Source organism: Mariprofundus sp. EBB-1 (assembly GCF_003665155.1).
In the GTDB taxonomy this organism is placed as follows: Bacteria; Pseudomonadota; Zetaproteobacteria; order Mariprofundales; family Mariprofundaceae; genus Mariprofundus.
In genome coordinates this window covers 44,367-62,897 of sequence record NZ_RCFQ01000004.1, presented here as the reverse complement: position 1 = coordinate 62,897, position 18,531 = coordinate 44,367, and the positions used below count along the sequence as shown (strand labels likewise).

The window sequence follows — 18,531 nt, the reverse complement described above, 5'->3', positions numbered from 1 at the left end:
TATTTATATCTCATGATAAACTTGCCGACTTATTACAGTCTATTGAGGTAAAATCATGAGCACACCAGTGGATAAAAAGAAAATTTCTATCGTCTGTTTTTCCGGCGATTTCGATAAAATGGTCGCAGCTTTTACAGTTGCTACAGGTGCTGCTGCCACCAACCGTGAAGTCACTATGTTTTTCACCTTTTGGGGCTTGAATGCTCTGAAAAAGAAAAAAGGGCGTGTTGCAACCGGTAACAGCCTGATGGCCAGAGCATTCAACTTTTTAATGGGTGGCATCAACAATCTACCTCTATCCCGCCTGAACTTTTTTGGCGCCAGCCCCATACTGATGACCAAAATGATGAAAGATCATAATGTCGCCACGCTACCTGAACTAGTAGAAGCAGCGCATGCACTCGGCATTCGCATTGTCGCATGTGAAATGGCCATGAAAATTCTGGAAGTTGAGCAAAGCGATATGATTGAAGAAGTGGAAAGTGTTGTCGGTGTTGCCACCTTCCTCAATGAATCAGAAAACTCTCACATCATTTTCATCTAATCCCACTAAAAAATATTTTTTATCGCAATAGTTGAAAGGTATTATTACCCAAACTCTATGTTTGGATGCTATAAAGATTTATGCTGCTATCATACAATGCTTTGTCTTTCCTCTGCGTACCTTTGCGTCCTGAAGGTGAGTGTGTTTTACACATGAGAGGCTCCCCTGGGGGACTGCGGTGAAAGATTTTGAATACCAATTTACTCAAGGAACCATAACATGAAACATTTTCTCGATATTACCCGCGAAACCTGTCCGATGACCTTTGTGAAGGTCAAACTACAACTGGCCAAAATGGACACAGGCGAACAACTGGAAGTGCTACTTAATGCAGGGGAACCGCTGGAAAATGTACCCCGCTCATGTGAAGAGCAGGGCTTTAAAGTACTATCCAATGAACCGACGGATAACGACAAACATCTGTTATTGATCGAAAAATAATCAGCGTTTCCTTAAGGTCTGTTAACAGGCCCTAGTTTTTTACTGGCCGCTTGGCCAGCTTGCGCTGCAAGGTGCGTCGATGCATGCCGAGCTCACGTGCGGCGGCTGAAATATTACCATCACAATCGGCTAACACCTTCTGGATATGTTCCCATTCCAAACGCCTAACTGAGACCCTCTGATCACTCACACCTGCATCAGCATCGCCCGATGCCTTGCCAAATGCCTTCATGATTTCATCCGCATTGGCTGGTTTGGCCAAATAGTGGGTTGCACCCAACTTGATCGCCTCAATCGCCGTCGCAACACTGGCGTAACCGGTCAGCACCACAATACGCATCTCGGCAGAGAAGCCATGCAACAGTTCCACCAACACCAGCCCGGATGCCCCTCCGGGCATGGAGAGATCCACGACTGCATAATCCGGCAATAAGCCTTCATCCAGCAAGATCTTCGCTTGTGCCACGCTATTCGCTGTAGTCACGTCAAACCCACGTTTTTGCATCGCGTTCGCCAACACCTGACAAAAGACAACATCATCATCCACCAATAGCAGATTCGGCAGCGACATCATTCCTGATTCCTCGGTAAAGTCACCCGGGCACAAGCACCGCCCTCTACAGGATTAGAGAGTTCCAGTTTGCCCCCCAAGCGCTCTAGTACGGCTCGACTGAGAAACAGTCCTAATCCACTACCGGAAGTCTTGGTCGATATTTCAGGCTGGCCGGAATGCTCCAGTATATATTGAGGAAACCCCGGCCCCTGATCACCAATTTCCAGCCATAACGCATCATTATTCCATCCGAAGGCAAGCATCAGACCAGTTGGTGATGCATCGGCGGCATTATTCAGCAAATTGTACAGCGCCTGTGTCAACGTAATATCTGCGACCAACTCTGGTGCTGAGCCCTCTGAATGCTGATGTAATCGCATTTCTGCACGCGGACGCATCATCTGCCACTGCGTGCTTACTTCACGCATATAAGCATCAAAGCAAAGACTACGCCCACCTTCCGCACGCAATTGACCTGCACTGGCAGAGAGCTGGGATAAGACCTGTTTACAACGCGCCAATTCTGTTTTGAGCAGTGCTGTTTGCGAAGTAATCTCCGGATGATCGGAAAAATCACACTCTAGCTCATGCGATACCACCGCCATCGTTGCCAATGGGGTTCCCAGTTCATGGGCAGCTCCTGCCGCCATCGCTCCGAGTGCCAGCACGTGGCTGTCACGTTCGGCCACTTCCCGCATCTCGGCCAGCCGCAAATCCCGCTTATGAATACTTTCTGTCATACGCATGATAAAAAAGACAATTAAACCCACACTTAATACAAAACTGAACCACATACCCAACAAGTGCATGTGAAAGCCGGAAGTGGCGGCCGTGGCGCCCATCACAAACAGTGGCTGATAGAAAAAAACCAAGAGCGTATAACTTACCAGAATAACCAATGCCATCGCCATCGCTTGTCGCCTACCCAGAGTAGAACTAACAATAATCAGTGGCAGCAGATATAGGGAGATGAACGGATTGGTATAACCACCAGAAAAATAGAGCAACAAAGTCAGAAATAGCACATCCACCATTAACTGGCAAAAATAATTGCGTTCATTGAGTCCTTTGTTTCGAATCAAAAATAAAAAAGATGCCACATTTACCGCAATATACAGTGTAATAAGCGTCATCAGCTGCGGCAGCGCCAGATCAATGCCATCATAGAACAGAGAAACCAGCACCAATAGCAACTGACACAAAATCAACACAACACGCATCAGTAAAAGGCGCCCCATGTTGGCAGATAAAATACCGACGCCTTCCCTCATTCCAAACAAGCTCATTCTCTCTCCAGTTCATCAGGGTGATAGTGACCATCATCGCTTACAATCATTCACTATCCCGTATCCAGCGCACCCGCTCCGGCAAGTTTACAACAGCCTATAATGAAGACCATGCGACAATTTGCCACATCCCGATAGCCGTCATCCCTCTCTAGTATTCGCAGCAAACACAGGAGATAACTCTAGCCATGCATACCCATTTTCACCCTTCCAGCGCCATCAGCCGATCCAGCTTGACACTTGCAAGTCTGATAATTTTTTCAAGCATTGCTATTGCTGAAGATTCTACCCCTATCATCAATGTAGAAGACACCGCTATTGAGCGCGCCAACACCGTTACCGTCAAACCGCTAGAGCAGGATTATATACCAGCCGATGCCGCTGATACGCTAAAATCTGTACCTGGTGCTAATGTAAACAAGAATGGCCCACTCACAGGCATCGCGCAATATCGCGGTATGTTCGGTTCTCGTATCAACACTCAACTTGACGGGCTGAATGTTGCACCAGCTGGCCCCAACTGGATGGACCCGCCATTAAGTCATCTGCCGACATCACAAATGGAAAGCATCACCGTCATTCGCGGCATTTCTCCGGTCAGTGCCGGTGCAGAAAGCATTGGTGGCAGCATCAATGCCAAAACAGCAAAACAGCCTTACTCTGAAGTAGGTGAGGCCCGCCCGCACGGCAGTTTCACATCTGGCTACGAAAGCAACAACAACGCCTACAGCGTCGGTGGCCAGCTCGGCGGCAGTTCAGCTAGTGATCGCCTGCAACTCAATGGTAATCTCGATAAAGGGCAAGCCATGCAAGCAGGTAATGGTCTGGATATTTTACCCACACAATACCAACGCCGCACCTTCGGCGCTGATTATGGCCATCGCTTTTCTGCCGGTGAGTTCAGCCTCGGCTATAACAATGAGCGTGTTGATAACTCCGGTTCCCCGGCGCTGCCAATGGATATTATTTATGTCAAAGGCAATGCATTCTCGGCCGCTTTTAACAGTGATCGCGCTAGCAATGGCATCCAGTGGTTCGCCGATGCCCACTACATGGATACAGATCATAATATGGATAATTATTCCCTGCGTACACCGCCTGCCATGCTTGGCATGGGGGGACGACTCATGCAACGCTTCGCGCTCACCAATGCCAAAGATATTGGCTATAAATTGCATGCCATCATACCTGTGAATAGTGGCTCTATTACAGTTGGCACAGATGGCTGGCTGGCCAAACATCAAGCCGATGTGTTCGATCCGACCAATGCGGCCTTCAGCCTGCAAAACTATAATAACGTAAAACGTAACCGTTTCAGCCTCTTTACCGAATGGAAGGGGTCACTAAGCGACAGCCTGGAAATTCAAACAGGTGTGCGTTACAGCCGTGTAAATATGAGTTCAGGGACCGTAAGCACCAGCGGCTTTGCCGGCATGATGGCAACAGCCATTAATACCCTGGCCACCAATTTCAATGCCAGCCAGCGCAGTCAGAATGATAATCTGATTGATATCTCCCTGCTGCTCACACAAACCGTCAATGACAATCTTAAAGTGACATTCGGTGCCGCCAGAAAACAGCGTGCTCCGTCCTATCAAGAGCGTTATCTCTGGTCTCCGCTGGAATCCACGGCAGGCCTAGCTGACAAACGCACTTATGTCGGTGATGTGAACCTGAATCCGGAAACATCCTATAATGTTGATCTTGGTCTGGAGTGGAAATCTGATGCCATCTATTTCACCCCACGTCTGTTTTTCAAACGTGTGAATAATTATATTCAAGGCACCGCTTCAACAACAGGGCCGGCTTATAATTTCCGTGTGATGCAGGGCAATATGCTCAAAGGGGCAGGCTTCTGTACCGCCAATCCACTGGATCCTTTCTGTGTGCCGCTACAATTTTCCAATGTGGATGCTGACATGTATGGTGCCGATGCAGGTTTCGGAGCCAATATCACTGACCATATTTCCGTCGATGGCACCATCAGTTATGTGCGTGGTAAACGCCGTGATATCACGGATAACCTGTACAGAATTGCACCGCTCAACTCTACCATTGGCCTGAGTTATTATGGTGATGCTGACTGGTCCGTTACAGCCGAAGGAAATTTCTTCGGGAAGCAGGATAAGGTTTCAAGCACCAATGCAGAAAGTAAAACAGCCGGTTATAGCCTGTTTAATCTGCATGGCCGTTATGCGCTTAGCCGGAACATGGCCATCAGTGCAGGGGTAAACAATGTACTCGATCGCTTCTATCAGGATCACCTGAGTGGTTATAACAGAATTACCACCGATGCAGCAGGTAGGGCTTCTGCCGTTGCCACCGGCACACGCCTTCCCGGTGAAGGTAGAAACTTCTTCGTTCAGGCACATGCTACGTTCTAAAACGAACATAGCCTGCCCAGCGTACCTGCATGAGCTCTGAAGCCGTTGGAGAACTCATGCCAACGTCGTATGAGCAACTGATAGTAATCGCCCGTGACAGGGGGCGTGAAGACAGACGCATGGCATGGTTATCGCCGGTAGCCTTACTACTGGCAATAACCATGCATCTGCTTCTGCTGCTTCAAATCAATACCCCCGCCACAGAGATGACGCCCGCCATACAGAAAGAAACTATTTTTGATGTTGCTTTGATCTATGAAGCTCAGGCAGCACCTGTCCAACAAACAATTGAACCACCACAGCCTCCAGCCAAACCAGAACCAGAACCAGAACCAGAACCAGAAATTATACCGGCAAAGCCTAAACCGCCGATCATTAAACCGCTTAAAAAGGCGGTTGTGTTACCTAAAAAAATAGCACCAAAAGAACCTCGTTTGGAACAGAAAACGGTTACTACAACAATAGAAGTGCCTGAACGTAAGCTTGTCGCAGTACAACCTGTTAGCATCACAACCGTCACGCCTGCAGTACCTGTATCTTCTCCGGAGCAAATAAAGGCACTACGCCAACAGTATCTCGCACGTATTATGCGCATCATTGAGTCCCGCAAGTCTTACCCATTTTCTGCCCGCCGCCGTCATGTCGAAGGTGATATCCATGTAGCGTTTGAGATCGATCCAACAGGCCAGATCAGTGATGTTAAAATTGATGGAAAATCAGAACTGTTATGTGCATGCACCATGGATGCCGTTAAATCCGGCACACCACTCCCCAAACCACCCACCGAACTGAATGAAACCATCCATGCCAAGTTTATCATGCGCTATCGATTAAAATAAGTTCATCATTCATTTGCGAGTGGCTCTTTTCGAGCAACTCAGGACATTCGGGCGAATGTATAGTTGTGGACAAACTGAAGGGAGAAGCGTGTAGTGAAGCAGAGACGAATCTCGCGAGGAGAAGCATGGACTCCGGAATATACATTGTAACTTTAAACAATGAGCAGCCAATATCTGTTAATGCCCAAGACCCCAGAATTGCTGACCGTGCCATCAAAGTAACCAAACAGAACTGCAAAGTCGGAAAGGCTAAAAACCTTTATATACGAGAAAAGAATTATTTCAGAACATTCGGCAAAGAAAACGTTAACTTCAAGCCGATCGCTTTTGTGGAAAATATTGAAATTGCAGAGAAAGCCATCTTATCTAGGTTGGAATGTTATCGAGTTAGGGGCCGAACTGGTCGTAAAAATGAAAGGTTAGAGGGCATTAGTTCAGACGAAGTGTTGGATATGTATCTGAGGTCTTAGAAGCTTTAGGCATAGATGTTAATAGGTTAAATTACCTATTTAAGAACTGATGGAAAATCATTCAGGAAGCTTGATAAGGGTTGAAATGGTCGATGCTTAGATCGGGTTTCAATTGTTTTTTTGAGTTAGCTTTGCTTTCACCGCTGCTATCACTTATACCTTTTTAAGTTCGTCGCTCACGTTCTTTTATCATAAATATCTTAGACACTATCTTTGTTCCGCTGGCAGGAGCTGTGATCACCTACTGTACTCTTTCCATAGCCAGCCTAATTTAACAAACATATAAATATGTGGTCCGTATCTAGCAGAACACATAAGGGTATGGTGTCGGCCTGATCAGGTTTTGATGATTTCGCGGCCTTCATTAGCCCAGGCACCAAAGCCACCGGCCATGGATTTCACGTTGGTGAATCCCATCTCCTGCAGGGTTACAGCAGCAAGCAAGCTGCGACCACCACTGGCACAATAGATCACGACTTCCTGCTCACGATCAGCAAGTTTTGGATCACGCATCGGAAAATTCAGGTCAGCTTTCAGTTCCAGAATACCGCGCGGAATATTGATGGCTCCGGGTATAAATCCAGCTTGCAACTCGCCCGGCTCACGCACATCCAATAACAACACAGTCTCACCCAATGTGGATGCAACGGCTTCCGTGCTTGTTTCCTGTGCGCTTGCTTTGGCTGCTGCCACAAAATCCTGTAATCCTTTTGCCATCGTTGTCTCCTTCATAAGCGTATTCGTTCAATCATCACGCACTTAAATGGGTTGTGGTTTTTCTTTACCTTTAAGTAGCCTAACCAGCATAAATGCTGCAAAGGCCAGACCAGTCATTGAGATTGCTCCCAGACCTATATGTTTAAGCCACTGACAGAAAAAGACCCAAGCCGTCAGGGTAATAAAAATCAACAGGCCACCAAAGACCTGTAGAATGAACTTATTCACGCCACCAGCGCATTTCGCTGTGGTAAAGATGGCCAGGAACGGGGCACAAATCAAAGACTCTAAACGATTAAGATAATGCGGCTTTTTAAAAAAGAACCAGCCCATAGCAATTACCATCAGAGCAAACACACCGTAATTGACCAATAGCAGGCCAAAATCAATGCTATCCATCCACTGCGGAGGGGTTGAGCTAGTACATAAAAAGTCTCCTCTTTTTTTAACCCATTCTCCCTGCTACTTCCGGAATGTGGACTAGTCTAGCTGTTTGGCGACTGTCTCAAACCGGCCAAACCCGGTCGGTCGGAAGGCTTAGTTAAATATCAATCGAGTATCTGACCCTATCGATCTTTCCAGTCGATTTAGTGTTCGCTCTACCCAGGCGTAAATATCATCCTTGCTGCCCTACATCCGCAGTTCGGTCCGTTCTGTTCCTGCCAGAAATGCGGAAACATCTGCAACCATTTTTATCTTCTTTTCATCCATCTGGATAACCATCCCCATATGATTGACAGAGCTAATGACGATTTCAGACTCATTTCATATTTGAAACGACTCCAGATTGACAATTCACCAGTATACGTCTATTAATATATTGGACTCCTCGGGACGGGGCGTCTTTAATTCCACGGTGGGACTTATGACTGCTGACCAAATCTATTCTGCGATACAAAACATATCATGGTTCAAGGACTTGAATGGTGATTCCCTGCAGCATATTGCTGAACACTCTTACTGTTTCAGGTTTGAAAAAAAACACTCCATTATACGTCAAGGTGATGTCAGTAAAGGCTTGTACATAACGGTTCAGGGCAATATCAAGGTTGCTTTTCTATCGAGGAAAGGTAAGGAGCATATAGTGCGTATTGCCAGCCCCGGACATACCTTTGCAGAAGTTTTGGTATTCACCAAACAAGTTAGCCCTGTAAACGTTGAGACTCTTACTAAGGCTAAGGTAATATTAATCCCCTCTGAAATTCTATTAAAGCTTATTACAGAAGACTCTGTCGCTGCCTGCAACATAATTCACGATCTAAGCCATCAAATGTATATGATGGTTAAATCAATGGGATCCATGACGGTTACCTCTAGTAAGCACCGTGTTATCGGTTTCTTACTTAGTCGGTTACTCGCTAATTCCAATGATGGAGGGCAAGTTACACTGAAACTTGCCAAGTTAGATATTGCATCATCCCTGAACATTACCCCCGAAACATTTTCCAGAATTCTGCATGAACTCAGTGAAGATGGCCTTATAAGCATTAATAATAAAGTCATTGAGGTTCATAGTATTGAAAAATTACGGTCATCATCATAAGCTTTATTATTAGGCTATAATTTTCATCTCTCAATACCAGCCAATCTTGCTACATCTCCCTGCATATCCGCGTTGGGGCGTATTAGGCTCTGTTTACATTAATTTGATAAATAACGAGCAATCGTCCTGTATTACTCTCAGATTAAATGCATGAATACATAATACTTATTCTAGTTAAGGTAAACAGTCCTTAACACGAATTCATTCAGCAGAGGTATTGTTTTTTCAGGTAGGGCACCGAACTATTGATCTATATCAAGAAAAAACTGCCTCAAAGATAACTTGCATCAAGGTGTGCCTAGATTGTTTCGCATACAATTCGTTTTGTTTAGAGCAATGGCAATAACTTCCAACTCGTTGTTTGTCGCATTGTCCCGAGTTGTGAACTTAAAATCATTTAGAACTGGCGGTATCCTAGTATGTCCCGACGTCCGTCAGACTGGAGCACAATCGTGAGACATACTTTTTTGGAACGAATGAAAATAAAAAAGGGAGTGTTATCATGAAAAGATTATCAATAACAATATTATCAGTCTTAACCTTGGGTTTTATTCCTTCTGCTATGGCAGCGGGATCAACGAATCCAAGCGTAAACATTGATGAAGGTATGTTAAGCGCCTTTCAGGAGTTGGTGGTTGTAAACCCTGGTTTGGAAAGAATTAAATATCAAAGTAATACTGAATTTTCCATATCTAGCAAGGACCTGAAGCGTACTAAAAAGGCTGCAGTAGGCCCTGATGGCTTACTTATTACCCCTGTCAAAGGTAAAGTGGGATCCCATCGTACAGTGGCTGTGATGTCAGCTAGCTATGATACCCTTTTATCGGGCCCAGTGGACATAAATAATGTATTTAGTGTGTCGGTCGTTGTTCGCAAGGACAAACCAAAATTTCTCGAAACATTAACGGCTGCAAGACTTACTGGCTCCACCGCCCTTGTGTCCCTGGCAGGTGTGACGCTGCAGGAAGCAAAAGGCCAATTTGGAGGCCAGGTAAGGGTAACAGTGATTAACCCGGTTACAGGTCAAGTTACCTACACAGGTACATACACACACTCAGCTACGATGGGATATCTCGATGTTCGTTCTTCGGCTATCGTGGATGCTGACGGAGATGGTTCAGATGACCTTGTCATCCAGTACAGATCTCCGATCAGCAAACATATAGATCATGTGTCGATCCTTGTTATTTCACTCTCTACAGGGAATGCTATTAACTCATATTTTGAGAATGACACACATTGATTGTTCTTTGCTCTAGCTAAGGTCCTCTCCCCCGAGAATGGGAGAGGGCCTTAGTTTGGGCGTTTGAAAGGTATGTGCTGCATCATTACACTACGGTGTTGTCAAAAGAAATTACGTAGCAATAGCTAAAATAACAATTAGCTATGATGGTTGTCGGTGGCGCCATAGGTGTGGCAGCAGGCACTGTCCTTGGAAGCTCGCGTCTATTTAAACTTAGCTTATGAGATAAACCCTAAGGGTAACATGTGAGAAATCCTCACTTCTGATTTAGCTAAGCTAAACGATCATCCCCTTAGGGTTTTATTGGTGAGAAAAAGGGAGGGGCAAACCTTGATTCGCGGATTTTTTTTAAACCGGGCCCCGATTATATATTTAGAGATGCCCTGAGTGGCCGAAGTTGGCCGACTTGAGTCAGTCGCCAACAAGATGTTGAATGACCTGCTGAATTGATTGCTTTCTGCATAACTAAATTTATGTACTAATAGGAGTCTACAGGGTGGTGTATGCTTCACCTTGGTCTAAGGGGTCAGCAAAAGCCGTACCCGAAAAAAAGGTAAGTATTAAAAATATATATTTCATTGCATCCTCATCAAATAAGCCCCGCCTGGTTCACCCAAGCGAGGCTATAACATCTTATTCCTGCCAGTTCAGAGCATGACCATTCGGACGTGGCAATTGTGGATATGTAATCGCAGGCACTTCGCCGGTTAAGGTCTCAAGAAACGCAACAATATCACTTACATCTTTAGCAGAGAGTTCAGTGTCCAACTGTACCTTAGCCATGATCTTGACGGCTTCGGACAGAGTCGCTGCAGAGCCATCATGGAAGTAGGGCGCTGTCATGGCCACATTGCGCCACGACTGCACGCGGAAAACATGATCATCTGTATCTTTACCGGTCACACTTTGCAGGCCGGTATCTTTACCATACGCAAAGGGAACAAATGCATTGTTGCTGAACAAAGGCCCTGAGTGACAAGAAGTACAACCCACTGCATCTACTTTTTTCATGCCGCGTTTGGCTGCTGCACTAATATCTCCCTTGCCCTGTACAAAGAGATCAAAGGGGGCATTGGGTGTGATCAAAGTACGTTCAAAAGCCGCAATGGCTTTGGCCATATTATCGTATGAGACACTATTTTTACCAAAAACAGCTTCAAATTCAGCATCATAACCAGCCGCTTTCAGGCGTGCCACAGCATATGCTTCAGAATCTGCAGCCATTTCAACCGGGTTCAATGGTGGCCCCTTCGCCTGATCTTCCAGCAGTGGTGCGCGGCCATCCCAGAACTGTTTACTCCAGAAAGCAGCATTCAGTACGGTTGGTGCATTGCGACCACCACGTTGCCATTTATGGCCAAGGGAAAATTTCTGATTATCCACTCCCCAGGTCGCCAAATTATGACAGGAGTTACAAGAAAAATGACCACTTTTTGAAAGGGCTGGTTCAAAATAGAGCTTCTTGCCCAATTCTAATTTGGCCTTACTCATCGGGTTATCCGCCGGGACAGGTACAGCAGAAGGTAATACACCCATGCCGTCCGGAATCTCACTGGCTATCGCATTTAAAGATAGCCCCATCATTGATATCAACATTACAAAATATTTCAATATCTTCTCCTAGCCTGCATTACTGATTTTTTCACGCAATCGTTTTTGATTTTCTTCCAACATTCTCAATGCCTGAAGGCCTAATAACATCGCAAAACCAATGCCCGATGCACCTAAGCCATGCCAGCCCTGCACATCTAACCAGTGACAAGCCAATAGCCATACCACAAAAAGCGGCGCATAAATCAATAGTTGCACAATAGCTGCTCGCCCTTCAGCCAACTTCAATAATAGAAAAGGAATAAACCTGATCCATAATGATTGACGGTGATAAGCTCTCACACTTAGCCCATCAAGACAATGAACAGGACAAAATGTAATGCGACCATCATCATGAGTCTATTGGTACGCCTTTATCTACCAGAGGAAGCGTGAAAATACGTAGAACGATCCATAGTACTGGCCAGCTATGCCAGACCAAATCAAATATATCGACTGGCTTCACCATCGTGCCTGCCATCAGCATATTTATTTTTTGAAACAGATGTGGTTCGGGCACCAGAGGCATAGATCCGAGCAGCAATGCCGCCACAATCAACATCATCATGGGCGGATAGTGCAACCAGATGATGATACGATTCATTCTGCCGTAAATTCCTCAAACGCCTGCATCGCTTCAGCGGCGTACATCAAAGATGGACCTCCGCCCATATAGATGGCCATGCCAAGTGCTTCTGCCAACTCTTCCCTTGTCACTCCTAATGCAATCAGGGCTTTGACATGAAAGCCTATACACCCCTTACAATGACCAGCTACACCAATAGAAAGTGCAATCAGTTCCTTGGTCTTCTTGCTCAATGCACCATCGGCCAGTGCAGCTCCTGCCATCGCCGAAAAGCCCTGCATCACCTCGGGGATATCCTTACGGATGCCACCAATAGTTGCCGAAAGATCCTGGGTATATTCTGCATATGTTTCAGACATGGTTTTCTCCTTTTTTCACCACGAAGTTGCCCTGGGCATCTCCTCTTGCACAAGTGCAATTCACTTATAGTCAAAGACTTTCACCGCAAAGTACGCAGAGTTACGCAAAGTAAATTCAAAAGCAACGCAGCGGAAACCCATGCTAAACTGGACTCCCGATAAAACATCTCGGGAATAACACTTTTAACCGAAATGGTTTTGCCTCTACTCTGCGAAACGCTGTGTTTCTGTGACGTGCACGATGCACAAATGCCTCGGGTGCATGAATGCACTAGAGAGGCCGGTGAAATGTTTTTGATGCTTCTTTATTTCAGGCGTTCGATACCCATGCGTTTCAAGAATGCTTTCTCGATAAAGGGTTCAGATACACCCGTTTTCATTTTACGCATGAAATATTTTTCGAAACCAACTTTGGCAACATGCACCCAGCTACCGCCTTTAGCCCATACCATATTACGCGGTGGAATCTGCGGATATGCGACCAGTGCCACACCGCCATTACCGAAATCTGCCAAACAAATTGCACCCCATGTACCGCACTGCTCAGGTTCTTCACCTTTCAGGTCATGGACAATGTTATGTACAATTGCCGTAGTCATGGATTCAATCATAAAGCCTGTTTTTGGCGTTCCCACCATCAATGGGCATTCTTCTACTGGCGGAATCGCAACGATTACACCCGTGGCAAAAATATTTTTGAATTCCGGGCTTTGCTGATAATCATTGATCTTCACCATACCCAATGGGTTTACCAGACCTTCACAGTTGGCAACTGGGCCAACGCCGCGAAATGGAGGCATCAACATAGCAAATTTATGATCTAACGAACCAGAGGCAATCACTTCTGCGTGACGATTTACTTCTTCATAATCAATGCTGTGTTCATGAACTTCAGTAGTTCTGCAATTGGTAATAAATTTGATATCACGTTTACGCAGTTCTGATTCCAGTAATCCCTTAGAATCCTCTACACCACCCAGACCCAGGTGGCCAATATATGGCTCTGGAGTAATAAAGGTCATCGGTACTTTGTCGCGAATTTTACGGCGACGCAGTTCAGTATCAATAATACAGGCATATTCATAGGCCGGTCCGTAACAGGACACACCTTGCACAGCACCAATCACAATCGGACCAGGATCTTTACAGAACTCTTCAAAAGCATTGTAGGCTTCCACCGCATGATCAACATGACAGATGGAGTGTGAATGCCCTTCCGGCCCCATGCCGGGCACCAATTCAAAGGCTAGGCGTGGGCCCGATGCAATGATCAAATAATCATAATCCAGATGCTGACCGTTGCCCAAACGTAAACGACTTTCATCAGCTAAGATCTCATCCACACCACAGGATAAAAAGTTAATGCCTTTTTTATTCAGGTAAGGAGAACATTCAAAACTAATCTGTTCTTTATCACGCCAACCCACGGCAACCCACGGATTTGAAGGCGTGAAATGAAAGTAATCCACATTGGATATTACTGTCACCTCATGTTCACCACCGAGTTTTTTGAGGGCGTCTTTCATCTCATATGCTGCAGGCATACCGCCAATACCAGCTCCAATAATTGCAACATGTGCCATAGTTATATATCTCCTTCATCGAGGGTATTCACTATGACCCCCTGTAATTATTATATTTATTCGCATAGCCGTGTTATGCGATAGCACCTAAAATAAATGGCATCAGACTCTCAATGATCGGCTCCCAATGGAACCAGAGAGAAGTGCCTATCAGACCAAGTATCAAAAAATGGAACACCGAAAATCGCCCGAACAAATGATTATTTTGAACCATCGTCAGCTGTTCAATCTTCAGTATAATATCTTTAAAAGATTTCCATTCTAAATACCGAGCGTTTTACTCAGATATGCATATTATAATATGATAATATAATTAGTAAAGAATTATTTTACCGGACAGGAATTAATGCCTAGTAGTGTGTATAACGGACAGAAGCTAATCACTGAAGTCAATGCGAAAACCGCCCCTGCACCAATTGCCACCATATCCCATGGACCAGCTACTAGACCGAGTGCCCCTACAGCTATCAGCGCCAAGCCTGCCAACAAACGAACAATTCTATCAATACCACCTACATTTGATTTCATAACAATACCTCCATTAATTTAGGTGTATGCTAATATACTCATATATTAAGTCAGTGACATTGTCACCAAGTGCCTAAGAATAATCTGAAAAAGCAGGATATGGACAGCCGATCACAATTCCGCAGGAAAGCGCTGTGGGTATGCTTTATCACACCCTCTGGGTGAGGCGAATGGACTCCCGGAATCAGAATGATGCGCACAAGCGCCTGAGTTGATAATTGCTAATTAACCCTGATCAATTAACTTTTGCAGCGCTTTCAAATCGCATAAAGTGATCTGATTACGACTTAATTCGACTAGACCATTACGCTCAAAGCTTTTTAACAAGCGACTAATAACTTCTCTCGCTGTACCAAGTTCAACAGCAAGTTCTCTGTGTGTTCGAATCAATGTTAAATCTGTGTTGCTTGCATTTGTGTCGATATTTTTCAGTAATAATCGAGCCAGCCGTACATCCATACGACCAAAAGCCACATCCTCCAATAATAACATCAGATCACATATGCGCTCACCAATATTATTCATGACAAAGTGGCGAAACCCCTCAGAACCTGCCAAGGCATGTTCAAAGATTTTCAACGGCAGCATAACCAGATCCACTTCACTTTCAGCGATGCCTTCAGCCGGGTAACTGCGGGAACCCAATAGACAGGTTGTAGTGAGCATGCAGCTTTGCCCCTCTTCAACACGATACAATACAATTTCATGACCCTGTGGATCCATTTTCTGAACACGCACAGAACCGGAAACCACCAGCACATAAGCCTGGCAAGCATCTCCATCTCGAAATAACACTGTACCGGATTTGACCTGCATACGAACTGCTTTACCCGCATCCATTTGCCAAACATTGTCACTGATATCGTGCAAACGAGGAAATTCCGCCAACCATTCTCGGCTCGATGCTGCTACTGCGCTCATACTAAATACTTCGCAAGGCTTGCATCAAAAGCGGCTTTGCTTCTTTAACCAGACATTCCAAAGCAGCATTATCGATCATACCCCCCATCGATTCAGGATCGATGATTGATACGATCGTCTGCCCATTTTTTTCGCTATACACAATAACATTACAGGGCAACATCAAGCCGAGTTCAGGCTCTAAATTCAACGCCTGATTAGCAAGGTTCGGATTACAAGCTCCCAATATCACATACGGAGACCGATCCACATCGATTTTCTTTTTCAGCGTGTCCGCCACATCAATGCGTGTGAGAATGCCAAAACCAACAGCTTTCAAGGCATCAGTGATCGCGGCCTCAGCTTCCGCCATATCCCCATCAAATACTGTGCTCATGCCATATTCACTCATGATATTCTCCTTATAGACAAAATATTTTTACCACAAAGAACGCAAAGTTTCGCAGAGTAAAGTCAAAATCTATTTGGTATTTTATCCCGCTCTCGCGCTGATTGGTGCATGTTGCTTCTATATCAGCTTATTCTTCTTCGGTTTTACTTTGCGCCCTTTGCGGTGAATGCTTTTATGATTCTGCTACCGGATAACCTGCATTGATCCAGGCCTGCGTACCACCAGAAACATTGATTACGTTATTTCGTCCGCACTCTCTCTTTAAATAGGTCCCTGCCTGAGCTGATCGCATACCGGAGTGACAGATAAGAAACACATCACCCTCTTCTGGAATTTCATCAACACGCGCCATCAATGTATTGAGCGCAATCAACTTCGCACCCGGCACATGCCCATTCTGATACTCATCCAAGCCACGCACATCAATGATAACAAGCGGTTCACTTTTTTCCCGACCCAATAACCAAAGCGGATAGAGTTCATTTACATTTTTTGATTCAAGCATTATTTCTCCACCGGATATCCGGCATCTTTCCAAGCCACAATACCACCCATTATATTTTCAATATTTCTAAATCCGTGTTTGGCCAGTAATTTTGATGCCCGCGCTGAACGCGCGCCTGAATGGCAATACACATAAACCTGCTTATTCTTTGGCACTTCACTCAAACGTTCAGCCAACACCTGTATCGGAATCAGAGTTGCCCCTGCAATATGACCTTCTGCATATTCTTCTGAGGTACGCACATCCAATAGCATAAATGGTACGGGTGACTTATCGCCCTGCAACCAGTGATCATGTGTATGGGCAACAGTGGCATTTTCATAGCCATCCGCCGTCTGTTCACTAAGACCACACGCCGTCGCAACCAGTGGCATCGCCACAACAATTACAGCCATCATTATCAATCGTTTCATATTTCACTCCTTATCATGTGTTTATTATCCAACCTCGTTTCACTACTTCATTCAATCGCAAATAATTTCAGCAACATCCATCCACCCATCACAGTCAACATCAAACTAAAAGCCTTTTGCATATAAGTAGAGGAATACCTGTCAGCTATAAAATTACCCAAATATGTCCCCATGAAGGCCAAAATAACAATGGCGAAAACCGGACTCCAACTCATTTCCAGATTTCCAGCATACCTCAGAGCGGCAACCAGCGAACTTGGTACAATTAACGCCAGCGAATGTGCCACAGCCGATTGATAACTGGCCACACCGAGTATTAACAACAACGGTACGATCAAAAAACCGCCACCTACACCGAGCAGCCCCGTCATAAAACCTGTCCCAAGGCCAGCAAGTATCGAAAGACGACAATCACACGGCATACTTTTGGCATTCACCGTAATGGATTTCATCCATTCACCATGCATTAACCAGGCAACAAACAATACCAGCATAGCAAAAACCATAGATTGCAATTGATTGGACATGTACAAGCCAAGACTTGCCCCCCCAAAGCCACCCAACACACCTCCAAATGCAAAAAAACGATGCAGCCGCCATTCAATCAACTGCCAACGCTTCTTTTGCAACAACGCCATAAGACTAACGCAGGCAACAATCACCAAGCTTGTAGCAACAGCCTGTTTCAGCGGCATACCAAGGCCAAAATGCAGCAATGGAACAGCAACCATACCTCCACCTGCAGCAAACAACGACAACAGTAGTCCGATAAACGGTGCCGCCAACCACAGAGAAAGTGTCACCTTTTACGCACCCGATTGCGTCGGCAGACCAGCACCCTGCCAAGCTCCCATACCACCGGAAAAATTGTAAACCATATCAAAGCCTGCTTTGGCCAGGGCCGTTGCAGCCATTGCAGAACGGTTGCCCGATGCACAGATCACCACAACAGGCTTATCCCGGCTTATTTCATGCATATGTGCTCCCACTTCAGAAAGCGGCATATGCATTGCATCTTTGGCGTGGCCAGAGGACCATTCAGCAGGCTGGCGCACATCCAATATGATATGTTCTTGATGGCGAAACTGCATGTAATCAGCAGCGGAGAGTGATTTTACTCCGGCCAGCTTTGGTGCAAGCACACGCTTCCATAATATCCAGACAATCAAGAGAGCTGATACAACATACACCATGTTTTGTTCAATAAATTCCATTTTTTCTTCAACTCCAGAAAGATCGTTAAGTTAATAAGACAGGCACAGACGATGCCAACTAGGAAGGGAGGGAAGAGAGCACCATCTGTACCTATCAACTGTTTAGAAGTATGTCGGACTTTTGCATTGTTAATCGGCAACCGCTCGCTACAGCTACCTTCAGTCCTACATACTCCTGACTGGACGCAACCGTCTCAGCCGTGTTTGAAACCCAGTTTAGACAGAATAACTTCCATCAAACACCATTGGCTAAAACCAGACTGCAGCAGATTTGCTCCAACAAAAGCGGTGAACCAGAGCCATGTAGGCTCCATAAAGTTCACTCCGTTATAGCGTGTAGAAAGATAAATACTGAGCAGGATAAATGTGCCTGCGATAATGCGAATCATGCGACTAATTGTCATGGTTGAACTCCTATCAA

Annotated in this window: 24 protein-coding genes; 7 read left to right on the top strand and 17 right to left on the bottom strand. The window is 45.4% G+C overall.

Annotation, left to right across the window (positions count from 1 at the left end; translation table 11 throughout):
- The first annotated feature begins 55 nt into the window (after positions 1–55).
- Both D8Y20_RS02925 and D8Y20_RS02920 read left to right on the top strand, forming a co-directional pair.
- Entirely contained in the window at positions 56–544 is a 489-nt protein-coding gene (locus D8Y20_RS02925) for a DsrE/DsrF/DrsH-like family protein (RefSeq protein WP_121541541.1), read from the top strand.
- 219 nt (positions 545–763) lie between these two features.
- Positions 764–985 (top strand): sulfurtransferase TusA family protein, encoded by a 222-nt coding sequence (locus tag D8Y20_RS02920; RefSeq protein ID WP_121541540.1) that lies wholly within the window; start codon positions 764–766, stop codon positions 983–985.
- 31 nt (positions 986–1,016) lie between these two features.
- On the opposite strand, the gene D8Y20_RS02915 is transcribed toward D8Y20_RS02920, so the two are convergent.
- Together D8Y20_RS02915 and D8Y20_RS02910 are read right to left on the bottom strand one after the other, a co-directional pair.
- Complete coding sequence (locus D8Y20_RS02915; protein ID WP_201265506.1) at positions 1,017–1,559, bottom strand: response regulator transcription factor; 543 nt, start codon at positions 1,557–1,559, stop codon at positions 1,017–1,019.
- A complete protein-coding gene (locus D8Y20_RS02910) occupies positions 1,556–2,824 on the bottom strand; it encodes an ATP-binding protein (RefSeq protein ID WP_236075214.1) in 1,269 nt (422 codons plus the stop codon). Before D8Y20_RS02910 ends, D8Y20_RS02915 begins: the two co-directional genes overlap by 4 nt.
- Before the next feature lie 188 nt (positions 2,825–3,012).
- On the opposite strand from D8Y20_RS02910, the gene D8Y20_RS02905 reads away from it, so the two are divergent.
- From D8Y20_RS02905 to D8Y20_RS02895, 3 genes are all read left to right on the top strand, one after another.
- Positions 3,013–5,208: a TonB-dependent siderophore receptor gene (locus D8Y20_RS02905; protein ID WP_121541539.1), complete on the top strand. Its 2,196-nt coding sequence runs from the start codon at positions 3,013–3,015 to the stop codon at positions 5,206–5,208.
- A gap of 29 nt (positions 5,209–5,237) precedes the next feature.
- Positions 5,238–6,047: a TonB family protein gene (locus D8Y20_RS02900; protein ID WP_121541538.1), complete on the top strand. Its 810-nt coding sequence runs from the start codon at positions 5,238–5,240 to the stop codon at positions 6,045–6,047.
- 65 nt (positions 6,048–6,112) lie between these two features.
- Positions 6,113–6,517 carry a hypothetical protein gene (locus tag D8Y20_RS02895; RefSeq protein ID WP_236075213.1) on the top strand — a complete coding sequence of 135 codons (405 nt, stop codon included), beginning with the start codon at positions 6,113–6,115 and terminating at the stop codon, positions 6,515–6,517.
- A gap of 336 nt (positions 6,518–6,853) precedes the next feature.
- On the opposite strand, the gene D8Y20_RS02890 is transcribed toward D8Y20_RS02895, so the two are convergent.
- A complete protein-coding gene (locus D8Y20_RS02890; RefSeq protein WP_121541536.1) occupies positions 6,854–7,234 on the bottom strand; it encodes a rhodanese-like domain-containing protein in 381 nt (126 codons plus the stop codon).
- A gap of 42 nt (positions 7,235–7,276) precedes the next feature.
- Positions 7,277–7,633, bottom strand: a complete 357-nt coding sequence (locus D8Y20_RS02885; RefSeq protein WP_121541535.1) for a hypothetical protein — start codon at positions 7,631–7,633, stop codon at positions 7,277–7,279.
- Positions 7,634–8,099: 466 nt separating this feature from the next.
- Between D8Y20_RS02885 and D8Y20_RS02880 the strand changes: the two genes are divergently transcribed.
- Both D8Y20_RS02880 and D8Y20_RS02875 read left to right on the top strand, forming a co-directional pair.
- Positions 8,100–8,777, top strand: coding sequence for a Crp/Fnr family transcriptional regulator (locus D8Y20_RS02880; protein ID WP_121541534.1), 678 nt, complete (start codon positions 8,100–8,102; stop codon positions 8,775–8,777).
- Positions 8,778–9,279: 502 nt separating this feature from the next.
- On the top strand, positions 9,280–10,020 hold the full coding sequence (locus D8Y20_RS02875; RefSeq protein WP_121541533.1) for a hypothetical protein: 741 nt from the start codon (positions 9,280–9,282) through the stop codon (positions 10,018–10,020).
- Positions 10,021–10,653: 633 nt separating this feature from the next.
- Here D8Y20_RS02875 and D8Y20_RS02870 read toward each other — a convergent pair.
- The 13 genes from D8Y20_RS02870 to D8Y20_RS02810 all read right to left on the bottom strand — a co-directional run bounded on the left by D8Y20_RS02870 (position 10,654) and on the right by D8Y20_RS02810 (position 18,514).
- The gene (locus D8Y20_RS02870; RefSeq protein ID WP_236075212.1) at positions 10,654–11,631 is read right to left on the bottom strand and encodes a cytochrome-c peroxidase; all 978 of its coding nucleotides are present in this window, start codon (positions 11,629–11,631) and stop codon (positions 10,654–10,656) included.
- 9 nt (positions 11,632–11,640) lie between these two features.
- Positions 11,641–11,913, bottom strand: a complete 273-nt coding sequence (locus tag D8Y20_RS02865) for a hypothetical protein (RefSeq protein ID WP_121541532.1) — start codon at positions 11,911–11,913, stop codon at positions 11,641–11,643.
- A gap of 49 nt (positions 11,914–11,962) precedes the next feature.
- On the bottom strand, positions 11,963–12,214 hold the full coding sequence (locus D8Y20_RS02860) for a hypothetical protein (protein WP_121541531.1): 252 nt from the start codon (positions 12,212–12,214) through the stop codon (positions 11,963–11,965).
- Entirely contained in the window at positions 12,211–12,555 is a 345-nt protein-coding gene (locus D8Y20_RS02855; protein WP_121541530.1) for a carboxymuconolactone decarboxylase family protein, read from the bottom strand. The genes D8Y20_RS02860 and D8Y20_RS02855 overlap by 4 nt, the downstream gene beginning before the upstream one ends.
- A gap of 305 nt (positions 12,556–12,860) precedes the next feature.
- Complete coding sequence (locus D8Y20_RS02850) at positions 12,861–14,138, bottom strand: NAD(P)/FAD-dependent oxidoreductase (RefSeq protein WP_121541529.1); 1,278 nt, start codon at positions 14,136–14,138, stop codon at positions 12,861–12,863.
- A 324-nt stretch (positions 14,139–14,462) separates the two neighbouring features.
- Positions 14,463–14,666: a DUF2892 domain-containing protein gene (locus tag D8Y20_RS02845; protein ID WP_121541528.1), complete on the bottom strand. Its 204-nt coding sequence runs from the start codon at positions 14,664–14,666 to the stop codon at positions 14,463–14,465.
- Positions 14,667–14,891: 225 nt separating this feature from the next.
- A complete protein-coding gene (locus D8Y20_RS02840) occupies positions 14,892–15,587 on the bottom strand; it encodes a Crp/Fnr family transcriptional regulator (protein ID WP_121541527.1) in 696 nt (231 codons plus the stop codon).
- Position 15,588: 1 nt separating this feature from the next.
- Positions 15,589–15,978, bottom strand: coding sequence for a DUF302 domain-containing protein (locus tag D8Y20_RS02835; protein WP_121541526.1), 390 nt, complete (start codon positions 15,976–15,978; stop codon positions 15,589–15,591).
- A 172-nt stretch (positions 15,979–16,150) separates the two neighbouring features.
- Entirely contained in the window at positions 16,151–16,483 is a 333-nt protein-coding gene (locus D8Y20_RS02830; RefSeq protein WP_121541525.1) for a rhodanese-like domain-containing protein, read from the bottom strand.
- Positions 16,483–16,896 carry a rhodanese-like domain-containing protein gene (locus D8Y20_RS02825; RefSeq protein ID WP_121541524.1) on the bottom strand — a complete coding sequence of 138 codons (414 nt, stop codon included), beginning with the start codon at positions 16,894–16,896 and terminating at the stop codon, positions 16,483–16,485. Before D8Y20_RS02825 ends, D8Y20_RS02830 begins: the two co-directional genes overlap by 1 nt.
- Positions 16,897–16,943: 47 nt before the next feature.
- Positions 16,944–17,699: a sulfite exporter TauE/SafE family protein gene (locus tag D8Y20_RS02820; RefSeq protein ID WP_121541523.1), complete on the bottom strand. Its 756-nt coding sequence runs from the start codon at positions 17,697–17,699 to the stop codon at positions 16,944–16,946.
- 3 nt (positions 17,700–17,702) lie between these two features.
- Positions 17,703–18,110: a rhodanese-like domain-containing protein gene (locus D8Y20_RS02815; protein ID WP_121541522.1), complete on the bottom strand. Its 408-nt coding sequence runs from the start codon at positions 18,108–18,110 to the stop codon at positions 17,703–17,705.
- 194 nt (positions 18,111–18,304) lie between these two features.
- Positions 18,305–18,514: a DUF2892 domain-containing protein gene (locus D8Y20_RS02810; RefSeq protein ID WP_121541521.1), complete on the bottom strand. Its 210-nt coding sequence runs from the start codon at positions 18,512–18,514 to the stop codon at positions 18,305–18,307.
- Positions 18,515–18,531: the final 17 nt, after the last annotated feature.

What these genes read in the sequence shown, in the direction of transcription:
- D8Y20_RS02925 (WP_121541541.1), top strand. Translation starts at nt 56, where the DNA reads ATGAGCACACCAGTGGATAAAAAGAAAATTTCTATCGTCTGTTTTTCC.
- D8Y20_RS02920 (WP_121541540.1), top strand. Translation starts at nt 764, where the DNA reads ATGAAACATTTTCTCGATATTACCCGCGAAACCTGTCCGATGACCTTT.
- D8Y20_RS02915 (WP_201265506.1), bottom strand. Translation starts at nt 1,559, where the DNA reads ATGATGTCGCTGCCGAATCTGCTATTGGTGGATGATGATGTTGTCTTT.
- D8Y20_RS02910 (WP_236075214.1), bottom strand. Translation starts at nt 2,824, where the DNA reads ATGAGCTTGTTTGGAATGAGGGAAGGCGTCGGTATTTTATCTGCCAAC.
- D8Y20_RS02905 (WP_121541539.1), top strand. Translation starts at nt 3,013, where the DNA reads ATGCATACCCATTTTCACCCTTCCAGCGCCATCAGCCGATCCAGCTTG.
- D8Y20_RS02900 (WP_121541538.1), top strand. Translation starts at nt 5,238, where the DNA reads ATGAGCTCTGAAGCCGTTGGAGAACTCATGCCAACGTCGTATGAGCAA.
- D8Y20_RS02890 (WP_121541536.1), bottom strand. Translation starts at nt 7,234, where the DNA reads ATGGCAAAAGGATTACAGGATTTTGTGGCAGCAGCCAAAGCAAGCGCA.
- D8Y20_RS02885 (WP_121541535.1), bottom strand. Translation starts at nt 7,633, where the DNA reads ATGGATAGCATTGATTTTGGCCTGCTATTGGTCAATTACGGTGTGTTT.
- D8Y20_RS02880 (WP_121541534.1), top strand. Translation starts at nt 8,100, where the DNA reads ATGACTGCTGACCAAATCTATTCTGCGATACAAAACATATCATGGTTC.
- D8Y20_RS02875 (WP_121541533.1), top strand. Translation starts at nt 9,280, where the DNA reads ATGAAAAGATTATCAATAACAATATTATCAGTCTTAACCTTGGGTTTT.
- D8Y20_RS02860 (WP_121541531.1), bottom strand. Translation starts at nt 12,214, where the DNA reads ATGAATCGTATCATCATCTGGTTGCACTATCCGCCCATGATGATGTTG.
- D8Y20_RS02855 (WP_121541530.1), bottom strand. Translation starts at nt 12,555, where the DNA reads ATGTCTGAAACATATGCAGAATATACCCAGGATCTTTCGGCAACTATT.
- D8Y20_RS02850 (WP_121541529.1), bottom strand. Translation starts at nt 14,138, where the DNA reads ATGGCACATGTTGCAATTATTGGAGCTGGTATTGGCGGTATGCCTGCA.
- D8Y20_RS02845 (WP_121541528.1), bottom strand. Translation starts at nt 14,666, where the DNA reads ATGAAATCAAATGTAGGTGGTATTGATAGAATTGTTCGTTTGTTGGCA.
- D8Y20_RS02840 (WP_121541527.1), bottom strand. Translation starts at nt 15,587, where the DNA reads ATGAGCGCAGTAGCAGCATCGAGCCGAGAATGGTTGGCGGAATTTCCT.
- D8Y20_RS02835 (WP_121541526.1), bottom strand. Translation starts at nt 15,978, where the DNA reads ATGAGTGAATATGGCATGAGCACAGTATTTGATGGGGATATGGCGGAA.
- D8Y20_RS02830 (WP_121541525.1), bottom strand. Translation starts at nt 16,483, where the DNA reads ATGCTTGAATCAAAAAATGTAAATGAACTCTATCCGCTTTGGTTATTG.
- D8Y20_RS02825 (WP_121541524.1), bottom strand. Translation starts at nt 16,896, where the DNA reads ATGAAACGATTGATAATGATGGCTGTAATTGTTGTGGCGATGCCACTG.
- D8Y20_RS02815 (WP_121541522.1), bottom strand. Translation starts at nt 18,110, where the DNA reads ATGGAATTTATTGAACAAAACATGGTGTATGTTGTATCAGCTCTCTTG.
- D8Y20_RS02810 (WP_121541521.1), bottom strand. Translation starts at nt 18,514, where the DNA reads ATGACAATTAGTCGCATGATTCGCATTATCGCAGGCACATTTATCCTG.